This window comes from Acidisoma silvae (assembly GCF_020618775.1).
GTDB classification, from domain to species: domain Bacteria; phylum Pseudomonadota; class Alphaproteobacteria; order Acetobacterales; family Acetobacteraceae; genus Acidisoma; species Acidisoma silvae.
The window spans coordinates 161103-174120 of the sequence record NZ_JAESVB010000002.1; the positions used below are offsets into that span (position 1 = coordinate 161103).

Consider the following 13018-nt stretch of genomic DNA (forward strand, 5'->3'; position numbering starts at 1 on the left):
GGGCGGGAGGGTTTTTAAAAGTGATAGGCAAGCCGGATACTGCCGCCCAGAGACAGAAAATCCGTGCCGTCGGCCATGTCATACTCCGCCCGCGCCTCGAACCCGCCGCGCCGGTATAGGGCGACGCCCAGCGCCAGATTGCCCGTGACGCGCGGACTGTCGATGACGGTATCGAAACTGCCGTCGGATGCCGATGCGCCCACAAAGCTTGCGGAAATGGTGCGCTGGTCGTTGGAGCGGATGCTGGCACCCAGCGTCAGATAGCCGCGCAGAACGGTTTCAGGGTCGATATCGAGCCGGTTGCCGATTTCGATGCTGGGGGTCGCGATGAAGGTTGTCTGCTGGTTCGCCGAAACCCGCAGCGCATAGGTGGCGTTGCCGCTTTCCTGATAGGCGGGCGTATGGGCATAGACTACATCGCCATCCAGATAAGGCCGCAGATACCAATGCGGGAAGCTCACCTCATAGCCCGCGCGCAGACGGCCGCCGAGCAGCAGCGTATCCGTGTCGCTGGTCAGCCCCGCCGTCACCGCCGGCTGCGTGCCGCTGGCCGGCAAAGACAGATAGCGGTCATTCTGGAAACTGCCATTGGCGGCCGCCATCGCACCCGCGAAAAGCCAGGGGCCGATGACCCGCTTCAGCGCGACACTGCCGTCGAAGGTCTCGCCATTTCCGCTTGATCCGTCATCGGAGGATTGCCAGTTTTCGCCGAGACCGAGTGACCCGCCCAGATACCAGCCTGGCGCCAGCTGCTTTTGCGCGCCGAGCCGGTAGGTGACGGCGGAAATGCTGTCGCTACCCTGGCCGGAACTGCGGTCGAGATTGGTCCAATTGCCGGTGACCTTGGACCAGATACATTGGTCCTCACCGAGCACTGTTGCTTTGTCTGCAAAGACGGGACAGCTCAGCGAAGCACCGAGGATGCTGCCCGCATTATCGATGAGCGCGCTGGACAGCGCATGGGAAGCTTCGGGCGAGAGACTGTCCAGCACCGCCTTATAGCCGCCTGCCCCGCCGCCAATCTGCGACAGATAGCCGAAGATCGGGGCCAGATGCGGGTCGGCATTGTTCCAGCCCGTCGTCAGATATTGGGCGAGGGAGGTTTCCGCCGCATCCAGCGCCACGCCTGGCGGCGTGAAATGGGCATAGGGCGTGATGGCGAGGCCGGTGCTGCTGGCGCCCGAAAGCTGCCAGTTGAATAGCAGTGATGACGGAACAGTCGCCGAGGATGCCAGAGCATCGGACAGGAATACCGTGTAGGTGCCGGGCAGCAGGTTCAGTGCCAGCGGCTGCACCGTGCCGGCGACAGAGGCACTGCCGCCCACCGTCAGAAGATCGGCTTTCTGCGATGCCAAGGCATCAATATCGGCGGCAAGAACACCCGTTGCGGTCTGCGTGTAAGCACCATAAACCGCAGTAATGCCTATGGCCCCTGGCCCTCCGACATTAACGATGCCGGCATTGGTCAGGGTCTTCGCGAAAATCGCGGAACCGCTGTACAGACGGCCGTTATTCGCAATCGTGCCATCGCCATTCGCCAGGTTGATGTTACCCAGCAGCGTCCCGCCATTGATGACATTGGTCCAGCCGTCCCGGGTGAAGATGGCCATGCCGCCCGCGCCATCCACCGTGCCGACGAAACCGCCCGGATTGATGGTGACGGTATTGGCGGTGACGGGCGCACCATCCGCCACATAGCCGCCGCCCGACAGCAAGATGCCGGCCGGGCCTTGGCCCGCAGGATAGCCGGTAAGCGTGCCGCCGATCACCGTGCCGCCGATGGTAATGGTGATGACGGGGGTCTGGTCCTTGTTGGTGCCCGACACGATGCCGCTGCTTTGCGCCAGAATGCCGACGGAACCGACGCCCGTCGTGGCGATCGTTCCCTGCACCTGATCGACGGTCACGGCCCCGGCGGTCGTCACGTGACCGCCAATCGCCGTGTCGTAAATCTGTGCGCTGGTGCCGAAGGCGAGTCCGCCGGTTCCAAGAGCGCTGACAATGCCGCCACTGCCACCGACCGATTGCGCGACGATGCCATGCGCCTCGGCGCCCGTCGTCAGGATATTGCCCCAGCTGGTGACGGAGACATTGCCCGCCGCACCGTTCGGGCTTTGCGACGAGGTCAGGCTATTGGAGACGAAGCCCACGACAGGCTGAGACGGATCGCCGGCAAAGCCGCCGCCGCCCGCAACCGCCTGGGCCAGAATGCCCCAGGCACCGGCACCCGATGTTGTAATGCTGGCATCATTGGTCAGCGTCACCGTCACACCGTCCTGCTCAGCGCTATGGCCGCCATTGGCGCCGGGATCAGCCGCCAGTGCCGTGGCACCAATATTGGCGGCCGCCGCCGAAACATAGCCGCCACCGCCGCCGATGGATTGCGCAACCGCGCCGATGCTGCGCGCACCCGCCGTTTGTATCGCGCCTTCCAGAGTGAGCTGCACCAGGCCAGCCGCGCCGCTGGTACCGGCACCACCGCCGACATCAAGCGTGAAATCCGAAGCATCATTCCAGGGCGCACGGTTGCCTGAAATACCGGCCTGATTGCCGACGCACAGCGTCGCCGAAAAGCCGCCCAGGCCAGCACCGGCCGAATTGCTGCAACCGGCACTGGCCGCACCGCCGCCCCCACCGATGGATTGCGCCAGCACGCCCGGCGCGTCATCGCCCAGCGTGGTCAGATTGTCCGTGGCAACCGTCACCGCGCCACCGTCACCGGCCGAACCGCCGCCGCCGTTCCAATCGCCGCCGAGGCCGATGGTCGTGCGATTGTTCACCGTGCCTTCGGCGCCGACACCACCGCCCCCGCCGATGGACTGCGCCAATACGCCCGTCGCGCCATAACCCGCCGTCAGGATCGTGCCGAAAGCATCCACCGTCACACCGCCGCCCGCGCCGCCCTGCCCGCCCGTGCCGCCGACCGAGACGGTGGCCGCATAGGTCTGGCCCAGGCCACCCGCGACGGCGCTCGCCTGCGTCGTCGCCGCACCGGCATCACCGCCGCCACCGCCGATCGACTGCGCCAGGATACCGTAAGCCCGCTCACCCAGCGTCGTGATGCTGCCGGTATTGGTAATACCGACGCTGCCGCCATTGCCGGCCGAACCGCCGCTGCCGCCGATGGCGAGTTCGGCCTCATAGCTCTTGTCGGGGTTGTTGATGAGGTCTTCGAGCTGAAAGACCGGACCGAGCGCCGCCGCCGCATCCGAACTGCCGCCGACACCGCCGCCGCCGCCGATGGACTGCGCCAGAATGCCGACGGCATCACCGCCGCTGACATAGGTCTCGGCATTATTCGTGACGACAGCGCCGGTGCTGATGGACCCGTCATTCACCACATCGACCGCACCGCCATTGACGCCGTTGCCGGCCGCCCCGCCGATCGCGAGGTTGAAGACGACATCGTCACCACTGCCGGACGCCACCCCGCCGCCGGCCGCACCGCCACCGCCGCCGATGGACTGCGCCAGAATGCCCTGCGCGCCGGAGCCGGTCGTCAGGATCTGCCCGCCCAGCGCATTGGTGACGGTGACCGCGCCACCGCCGCCACCGATACCGCCCTTGCCGCCCAGCCCGAGCGTGACGTCAACCGCCGTGCCGATATCGGAACCCAGATTCTGGCTGGTCACGCCGCCATTGCCGATACCGGCCGTGCCGCCGCCCCCGCCGATGGATTGTGCCATGATCGCCGCTGCCTCGGCGCCTGCCGTCTGCACACCGTCATTATTCATGACGGTGACGACGCCACCATCACCGCCGCCGCCGCCATTGCCGCCGACCGAGACGCCGATTTTCACATTGGCCGCACTGGCACCGATGGCGCGCGCCAGCGCGCTGCCATCCCCGCCATTGCCGCCACCGCCGCCCAGGGATTGCGCCAGAATGCCGACGCTATCGTCTCCCGACGTCGCCACCTGACCTGCATTTGTGACCGCAACACTGGCGCCGTTGCCCGCCGACCCGCCATTGCCGCCAACCGCCGTCGAAATGGAAAGGCTCGGCAGGTCCGGCACGCCGATGGCCTCGGTTCGCGCCAGCGCCGAGCCGCCATTGCCGCCGCCACCGCCGACGGACTGCGCCAGGATACCGTCGGAATCATCGCCGCTCGTCGCGTAATCCGTAGTGCCGGCCAAGGTCACCGTGCTGCCATTGCCGCCCTTGGCGCCAGCGCCGCCGACGGCGGTATTGACGGCGAGACCGAGGCCCGCCGTGTAGACATTGGCCGAGCCGCCATTACCGCCGCCGCCACCGATGGATTGCGCCAGCAACCCGGGCGCGTGCGCTCCGGCGGTCGTGACGCTGCCGCCGTCACCCGCAACAGCCACGCTGCCACCGGCGCCGCCCGCGCTGCCACTGCCGCCGACAGCGGCACTGACGAGGACGGTGGAAATGGCGGTCGAAGCGCCGCCATTGCCGCCGCCGCCACCCACGGATTGCGCGCCCACGCCCGGCGCATAATCGCCTTCCGTAGCGATGGCGACGTTACCCAATCCGCCGAGCGAAACCGCGACTGCACCACCATCGCCCGATGCGCCACCGCCACCACCGACAGACGCGACGATGCCCGTCGCATTGGCGCCGTTGCCGCCCCCGCCGCCGATACTATGGGACAAAATGCCGAAACTGCCGTCGCCCTGGGTCGTGATGCTGCCGGCAGACTTGACGACGATGACCGCGCCGCCATTGCCGCCGACACCGCCATTGCTGCCGATGGCGAGAATGCCGCTGGTGCCGGTGGCGGTGCCGCCGCCGCCGCCGATGCTTTCGGCCAGGATGCCCATGCTGGCCGCGCCCTGCGTCGCGATGCTGCCGGCATCCACCACCGCCACCGCATTGCCATTGGCGCCGGTGCCTGCGGTATGGCCGCCCAAAAGGTTGAGCAGGCCCGGCTTGCTGTCCATCACGCCGCCCGAACCGCCGAGGCTCAAGGCCAGGATGCCGCTGGCGCCGATGCCATTCGTCGCGATGCTTCCGGTATTGGTGACGGCGACCGTGCCGGGCGCGCCGACGCCGGGGCCGACCTGCCCGACCGGGTCGATGACATAGCTGCCGTCGGAGGATTGCTGCAAAAGCCCCACGCCGCGCCCGCCGGTGCTGCTGACCGCCGCGATACCGATCGCGACATTGCCTTGCGTGACGATCGCCCCCTGGTTGAGCACCGCGACGGCACCGGCATTGCCAGGGGGCGCCAGATCGCTCGGCACCGCATTGGTGGTGCCGCCATTTTCCAGACTGTTGGGCGGTGCCTGATCCGTATTGGCATTGCCGCCGGTACTGGCCGCCAGGATGCCGACCGAGAGCTCGCCCGCGGTCGCGACACTGGCCCCTTGCTGCACGGCCACGGCAACATCCCCGCCATTGCCGTTCTGATGGCCATTGCTGGCGCCGTTATCGGCATACCAGGACAGGCCACCTGCGCTGACGGCATAGACGCCGATCGAACCGTCACCCTGCAAGGCGATGGACGCGTTCGGCAGAAGATTGACGACGACATTGCCGGCATTGCCGCCGCGCAGGGAATACTGGTTGTCGGTCGCGCCGGACGCACCGCCGACGGATAAGGCATAGATGCCATAGGCATTATCGGCGGGTGCTGGCGTGCTGATGCTGCCGGCGAGCGAGACCGTGACGTCACCGCCATCCCCGCCACCGCGCACATTATGGGTGCTGCCATGGCTATAGCCGCTGCCCTGCCCGCCGGCGCTGATCGCGTCGACACCCGCGACATTCGTCCCGAGTGACAAGGCGGCGCCAGGCTGGATCGTGACCGCCACCGTACCGGCATCGCCGCCATGTCCGGCGCCGTTGCCATCGGCATAGCCGCAGCCGCCGATGGATTCCGCCCAGATCGCGCCGCTTTGCGGATTGGTCAGCCCGGCCAGAGCCTGCGCGCCGGGTGTCTGCACGGCCGGTGCTGCGATGGCACCGCTGGCCGTAACGGTCACAGGGCCGGAAGCCGCACCACCCAGGGAACTATTGTTGCCATTGCCATTGGCGCCAAGCGAAAGCGCGAAAAACGTGGCATTGCTGCCGCCATTCGCCCCCATGCCGGCAAGGCTCGCGGTCCAGCCGCCGGGATTGATGCCATTAGAGCCGGCGGTCCCCTGCACCAGACAGGTGACGGAGGACACCGTCTGTGCCGATGCCGCCCCGGCATGGCCGAGGCAGAGACCGGGGACTGCGGCCCATATCAGGGCATGACGTCGCAAGCGGATGGGCCAGGCCATCGCTCAGGCCCAGAACTGCTTGATCTCCGCCGCCTCCGCCTTGCCCCGGGCATAGCCGTAGTCGAGGGCAGGCTTGATGCTGACGGGATTGAGCAATTCAACATGCGTCCAGCCTGGCGGCAGACCGACCACGATCAGCTTCACCTCACTGCCACCGGCCTTTAGGCTGGCGATTTCATCCATCAGCGTATTGGGAATGGAGGCGAGGCGCAGCCCTTGCGCGGCCGCCGCCGGGCCACCGTCGGACAGCGAAATGACGATCGCCTTCTTCACGCCCGCAATGACGTCGCAATGCGTCGATGTCTGGCAGACGCCGCCATCCATCGCATAGCGATCCTTCAGCCAGGCCGGCCCCGCGCGTCCCGGCCAGGACGCGGATGCGGCGCAGGCTTCGGTCACATCAATTCCTGAGGCTGCGGAGACGATCAGCCTTTCGCCCGTGTAACAGTCATTCGCGGTCGTGAAGAGCTTAGGCGACGGCCACGCGCTTTGCCCGACCAGCAGGCGGATGGTACGGGCATATTTGGCACCGTTCGCGGGGTTATGGGCAGCCATGGCCGCCCGGCCGATCTGCTGTATGGTTTCCGGATCGGAATTATCGACGGAGAGTGCCAGATCGACCGCGCGCTTCTGGCTGGGCGAGAGTTTCGTCGTATCGGCCAGTTTCAGCAAAAGCCCCGGCATCTTGCCGAAGAATGCCATGGCGGTATGCAGCCGTCCCAAGGCACCGGCCAGGATCGCAGCCCCGGCGACCGAGCCCGCCGAAGTACCGATAATGACATCGGCCAGGCTGAGATCGACACCCGCTTCGTTCAGCGCCCGAAAATAGCCCATATACCAAGCGACCAGATACTCTCCGCCGCCACACAGCGCGATGCCGCGTTGCTTGCCCATGCCGGGCGGATTGCGCATGGGAATGGGTATGGCCAGCCCGTCCGCCGCATCGGCGGATTCGTCTGGCTGTGCCGCCGTGGCGGGCGCTGCTACGCCACCGGCCAGAACGGGTAAGGCCGCCAGGGCCGTCGCCGCCGTCACGATATCTCTGCGCGAAATCGTCATGCTCTATCCCGCGCGGCGCCAGGCGGCAGCGCGTCCATTGTGTTACGATTTCGAATGGTTACGAAATACGTTTCGTTTCCGGCTATCCGTTTTGTGCAAATATGCAATCTCTTCGACGGTCAGAGCAGGAAACGCGCGATGACGACCCGGTTCTACCACGCGACGGAAGCCGACAGCGCTGAGGCGCTGAACCGCGCGATACCGGGCGCGCGCTTCGACTGGATTGCCGATGCCGGAACCTCGTTCAGGGCCAGTTTTCAGCACATGCTGCTGGATGGGATTGCGCTGACGCAGCTTGGGCTGGAGCAGGCAAGTTACGTGACGCTGGGCGAGCGCGTCGTGAACTTCAATATCTGGCATGCCATCGGGACAAAGGGGACCGTCAATGGCCGCCAGGGACGCGAGGACGATCTGGTTCTGGTGCGGCCGGGGGAAGGCGCCACCTTGCACACGGAGGCGCCCATCCTCATCCAGTCCTTCGCTCTGCATCCCGGCGTGCTCGCACAGGCCGAAGCGCTGCAACTGCCGTCTGCCTTAATGACGGCACCGGTCTCCGGCCGCTGGCACTTGGCCGGGCAAACCCTCTCTGCGGCGTTTTTGGCCCGGCATCGGGCGATCATGGCGGAGGTCGGCGGCCATCCGGCATTGATGGCGCAAGGATCAACCCGCGCCGCATTGCACAACACGCTGCTCGATATGATCGCGACGCTGGGGGACGCCGGGCATTTCGCGCCTGACCGGTCAACCGCCGGCCGCCATACCAGAATCATGCAGCGTTTCGAGCAGATTGCGCGCGAGGCCGTGGATGAGCCCCTCAGCCTGGCCGACCTTTGCCGGCTGACGGGAACGTCGCGCCGGTCCTTGGCCGCCATCGTGCTGGAGCGGACGGGCAGGTCGCCGGCCGCCTATCTCCGCTGGCGGCGGCTATGGCTGGCGAAGGAGATTCTGTCGCGGCCCGATGACGGCATGACCGTGACGGAGGTCGCCTACCGCCTGGGCTTCTGGCATCTGGGCCGTTTTGCCGCCGCCTATGCCCAAGCCTTCGGCGAACGCCCGAGCCGAACGCTGGCCCGGGCGGCGGGATAGGCGCTGCGGCTTAAAGGATACCGTATTTCTCGAAGACCGCGCGCAGAGACGTGCCGGCGCGCAAAGCGGCCAGCGTATCCTTCTCGCCGCGCAGCTTTTCGGCCGCCAGACGCAGCACCTCGGCCTCGGCATCCTGCGGCACCACGACCAGCCCATCGGCATCACCGAAGACCAGATCGCCGCTCGATACCAGCACGCCGCCGCATTCCACCGGCACGTCAATCGCCATCACCCGCGCGCGGCCCTTGCTGTCCAGCGGCGCGATGCCGCCGTGGAAAACCGGGAAGCCCATCTCGCGGATGGCCTTGATGTCGCGCACGCAGCCATCCATCACCGCGCCGGCCGCGCCACGCACCTGAGCAGCCGTGGAGAGCAATTCGCCCCAAGGTGCCACGCGTGCCGGGTTGCTACAGGCAAAGACCGGAATTTCATCCGGCTTCAGCGTGTCGATCAGCTCGATTTCGAGGTCATAGGGGTTAACCCCCTCCTCGACATGATAAACCTCCATATAGGCGCCGGTCCGCGCCCGGCCGACCATGGTCTTCGCTTCGTCCAGGGGCCGGATGCGCGACGGCATGGCCTGCCGCCGCAGCCCGACCTGATCCAGACAGTCGGACAGCAGGGCGGAAAACAAGGTCTGGCGCAGGTCTGCCATGGTCGGGGTCGCAGTCATCGGTTTATGTCCTCACTGTCTTGCTGACGGCCCGTCGGGCGGGTCCGGGTTTTTTGGCGGGCGCGGCTTGCGCCTCCGCCACGTCACGCTCGGATGCATTGACCAGCGCGAGCATGGCGGCAGAGGCTGCCGCGCTGTCGCGCGATGCGATGGCATCCAGCACGGTCTTATGAAATGGCAGAGACTGCTGTTGGCCCTGTGGCGCTGCCAGCGACAGACGCAGCGTGATATCAAGCGCGACCGTCACCGTCTGACCCAAAGCGCGGAACAAGGAATTGCCGACGCTGGCCAGAATGATGCGATGGAAGCGGGCGTCGGGCTCCAGGAAGCGTTCGCTATCCTCCCCCGCCGCCATCATGGCATCGAGCGCGGCGGCAAGGTCGGCCAATTGCGGCTTGGTGATGCGGCTGGCCGCCAGACCTGCCGCCGCCGGTTCGATCACCCGCCGCAACTCGAACAGCTCGGTCACGAAACTGCCCTGGTCACCGCTATGCGAACGCCAGTGCAGAATATCGGGGTCGAGCAGGTTCCAGTCCGCGTCGTCACGCACGCGGCCGCCGGTGCGGGCGCGAATATCGATGAGACCTTTGCTGACGAGCACGCGCAGCGCCTCGCGCAGCACGCTGCGGCTGACCTCCAGCCGTTCGATCCATTCCGTCTCATTGGGCAGTTGCGAGGCCGGCGGAAAACGGCCGGCGACGATATCCTGGCCGATGGTGTCGACGACCTGATCGACCAGCGACCGGCCGCGACGGCGGACGACGCCGGTCATGCCGTGGTCCTCCGGTAGAGCATCATGAGCGGGGCGGTTGCGATCGCGATGACGCAAAGCAGCACGATGCCGACGGTCGCGCCCATGCCGAAATCGGTCTGATTGAAAGCCAGACGATAGATATAGAATTCCATGGTCGTCGTACTAAAGCCGGGTCCGCCGCCTGTCATGACAAAAATCAGGCTGAACAAAGCCGTGAACGCGGCGATCAGCGTGATGATGGTTGTGAAAACCAGGAAACGGGTCATCAGAGGCAGCACGATCTGGCGGATGGTGGCGATCAGCCCTGCACCATCGATGGTCGCCGCTTCGAAGACGGAGGCATCGATGCCGGACAGGCCGATCAGAAAGATCAGGGTATTCTGCCCGACCTGCGACCAGATGAAGGTCAGCGCAATCGGGATGATGGCCGTATGCACGCTGCCCAGGGGATCGATATGGAAGCGATGCAGGCCGAGCGCGTCCAAAGCCTGGTTGATGAGGCCATCCGAGGAATAGACCTGCAGCCAGACGATGCCGATGACGACCCAGGAGAGTGTTGCCGGCAGAAAGATCAGCGCCCGCACCCAGCGCCAGCCCGGCGGCTCCATCGCGATGACGATAGCGATGCAGAACGGGATGAAGACGGCAAAGGGCACGGACAGAAGCAGCAGCAGATTGTTGATGAAGACGGCGCCAAAATCAGGGCTGCGCCACAGATGCAGGTAATTGCCGATGCCGTTCCAACTGGCCGACAGGCCGTCCCACTGCATCAGGCTGTAATAAGCCGTCTCGCAAATCGGCAGGATCAGAAACAGACCCCAGACGAGCAGCAGGGGCAGCAGGAAGGTCAAACCGGCCCTTTGCTTATGGCGATGAAAGCCGCGGGCGCGACGGGGCAGACCGCGCGCGGTCATCGATGATAGATCACTCATAGCCGCGCGACACTCCGCCCCTACCGTCTCTACCGCTGTCTCAATGCTTCTGGTCAGCCGGCAGATTGTCCCAGGCGTCCTGCATCTTCTGCAAGGCATCCGGCACCGTCATCTGTTGGGCGAAAGCGGCGTTAAGCACGCGCTGACCGACATCGACTAAAGGCGGCTGGATGACGTTGTCGATCATCGGCGCCTTGGTATAGCCGTCCTGGGCGGTGAGGGCGAAAAGATCGGCATAAAGCGGATTGGTGGCGGAAACACCGTCGCGCGCCGGCACCAGGCCGCTTTGCGCCAGGATCTTCTGCGCGTCGCTGCCCATCAGGAAGGTGAGGAAGGCGGCCGCGTCCTTCTTGTTCTTGGAGGATTTGAGAACCGAGAGACCATCGCCCGGCAGCTCCACTACGGTCGTCGTCGGCTTGTCCGAAAAGGGCAGCGGGAAGACGCCGAGATTGCTGCCCATCTTGTCGTAAAGCTGTTGCAGGTTCCAGTTGCCGTCGACAATCATGGCGGCTTGGCCAGCCTGGAACTTCGTCAGGATATTCGTCGTCGTCAGAACATCCGGATTGGTGCAGCCGTCCTTATGCAGATCAGCCCATTTTTGCAATTGCTCGACGATGGGCTGGGCTGTCCATTTTATTGTTCCATCAACCAGACCGCTCCACAGGCCCACCGGATAGGCACCCGCCATGAGATAGCTGAGGTCGTAGAAGGGATAGAATTCCGAGCTCAGGGCCTGGCTGTCGCTGCCATAGAGCATGGGCGTGACGCCATCGGCCTTCAATTTCTGGCAAGCCGTCGCCAGTTCCGACCAGCTGCGCGGCGGCGTGTCGAAACCGGCCTTCTTCAGCATGTCCTTGTTATAGAAGCCGATATAGAACTGGTCTTCCAAGGGCAGAACATACAGCGCCTTGGTCGTATCGTAATCCTGCGACGCCCAGCGCAGGCCCTTCATCTGGCCCAGCGTATCGGCTGGCAGCAGCGGCTTCAGGTCCGCCAGGAGATGCGCGTATTTCAAATCCCATACGCCTGTCCACATGACGGCGATATCGGGCGAAGAATGCGAAATGGCCGAAGCCGTCAGCAAGGCGAAGTAATTATCGGCCGGCTGGCTGATGACCTTCACCTGCACGTCCGGATCGGCTTTCTCGAAGGCCGCAACGACGGCGTTCAAGGCCGTCGCGTTCACTTCCGTTCCGTAATTATGCCAGATGGTGATGGTGCCGGCATCCGCAGGCACCGCCGCCCCCATCAACGCGCCGAGCGCCAGGCCACCGAAGACGAGCCCGAGACATCGCGCCCGGAAACTCCGGCGTGATCCACATGGGGCATTCTGATGTCGCGACATGAACTCTCCCTCCAAAAAGTGGTTTCAGGCACGCCAGTCAGGGCAATCGACATTCGGCCGAAATCGCCCTTGGAAAAATCATATGATATGTTTTAATCTGGCGTCGCCGCTGTCAACCGAAATCAGCGGCGAAGTTGTCCGATTTATGCGAGGAGTGCGCCGTGGAAGCCCAAGATGCGTCCTATCCCAGCCTGAAAGGCCGCCCGGTCTTCATTACCGGCGGCGCATCGGGCATCGGCGAAAGCATTGTCGAGCACTTCGCCGCCCAGGATGCCCGGGTCACCTTTCTGGATCTGCAACGGGATCGGGGCGAGGCTGTGGCGGATCGCATCGCTGCACGCGGGCTACCCCGGCCGCTGTTCATTCCCTGCGATTTGAAGGATCTGGACGCGCTGAAAGCCGCCGTCGCGCTCTCCGCCGCGACCCAGGGCGCGCCGCTCGCGCTGATCAACAATGCCGGCAATGACGACCGCCATAAGGTGGAGGACGTGACGCCCGACTATTGGCAGAACAGGATGGAAACCAATCTGCGCCACCAGTTCTTCGCGGCCCAGGCGGTGCGTCCGGCCATGAAGACGGCGGGCGGCGGCTCCATCATCTGTTTCAGCTCCATCAGCTGGTTCGCCGGTGAAGCCAATTACATCGCCTATGTCACCGCCAAAGCCGCGATCAGCGGCATGACCAAGGGTCTGGCGCGCGAATTGGGGCCGGAGCGCATTCGCGTCAATGCGGTCGTTCCCGGATGGGTGATGACGCAACGGCAAATCGACTTGTGGCTGGACGCCGACGGCGAGCGGCAGATCAAGGAACGGCAATGCCTGCCGGACAAGCTGATGCCCGCCGACCTTGCCCGCATGGTGCTGTGGCTGGCGGCCGAGGACAGCCGCATGTGCACCGCCCAGCATTTCGTCGTCGATGCCGGCTGGATCTGACGCTTTG

Annotated in this window: 8 protein-coding genes; 2 read left to right on the plus strand and 6 right to left on the minus strand. The window is 65.1% G+C overall.

From position 1 onward, the window contains the following. Window positions 1-14 precede the first annotated feature (14 nt). Window positions 15-6212: an autotransporter outer membrane beta-barrel domain-containing protein gene (locus ASILVAE211_RS05300; protein ID WP_227320259.1), complete on the minus strand. Its 6198-nt coding sequence runs from the start codon at window positions 6210-6212 to the stop codon at window positions 15-17. A gap of 21 nt (window positions 6213-6233) precedes the next feature. Beyond that, window positions 6234-7289 carry a patatin-like phospholipase family protein gene (locus ASILVAE211_RS05305; RefSeq protein WP_227320260.1) on the minus strand — a complete coding sequence of 352 codons (1056 nt, stop codon included), beginning with the start codon at window positions 7287-7289 and terminating at the stop codon, window positions 6234-6236. Window positions 7290-7427: 138 nt separating this feature from the next. Here ASILVAE211_RS05305 and ASILVAE211_RS05310 point away from each other — a divergent pair, with 138 nt between their 5' ends. After that, a complete protein-coding gene (locus tag ASILVAE211_RS05310; protein ID WP_227320261.1) occupies window positions 7428-8375 on the plus strand; it encodes an AraC family transcriptional regulator in 948 nt (315 codons plus the stop codon). 10 nt (window positions 8376-8385) lie between these two features. On the opposite strand, the gene ASILVAE211_RS05315 is transcribed toward ASILVAE211_RS05310, so the two are convergent. The 4 genes from ASILVAE211_RS05315 to ASILVAE211_RS05330 are packed head-to-tail and all read right to left on the minus strand — an operon-like array spanning window position 8386 to window position 12079. After that, on the minus strand, window positions 8386-9048 hold the full coding sequence (locus ASILVAE211_RS05315) for an RraA family protein (protein ID WP_227320262.1): 663 nt from the start codon (window positions 9046-9048) through the stop codon (window positions 8386-8388). 4 nt (window positions 9049-9052) lie between these two features. Then, a complete protein-coding gene (locus tag ASILVAE211_RS05320; RefSeq protein ID WP_227320263.1) occupies window positions 9053-9820 on the minus strand; it encodes a FadR/GntR family transcriptional regulator in 768 nt (255 codons plus the stop codon). Then, a complete protein-coding gene (locus ASILVAE211_RS05325; RefSeq protein WP_227320264.1) occupies window positions 9817-10734 on the minus strand; it encodes a carbohydrate ABC transporter permease in 918 nt (305 codons plus the stop codon). Before ASILVAE211_RS05325 ends, ASILVAE211_RS05320 begins: the two co-directional genes overlap by 4 nt. A gap of 40 nt (window positions 10735-10774) precedes the next feature. Continuing rightward, window positions 10775-12079 (minus strand): ABC transporter substrate-binding protein, encoded by a 1305-nt coding sequence (locus ASILVAE211_RS05330; RefSeq protein ID WP_227320265.1) that lies wholly within the window; start codon window positions 12077-12079, stop codon window positions 10775-10777. Window positions 12080-12240: 161 nt separating this feature from the next. Here ASILVAE211_RS05330 and ASILVAE211_RS05335 point away from each other — a divergent pair, with 161 nt between their 5' ends. After that, on the plus strand, window positions 12241-13011 hold the full coding sequence (locus ASILVAE211_RS05335) for an SDR family NAD(P)-dependent oxidoreductase (protein WP_227320266.1): 771 nt from the start codon (window positions 12241-12243) through the stop codon (window positions 13009-13011). Window positions 13012-13018: the final 7 nt, after the last annotated feature.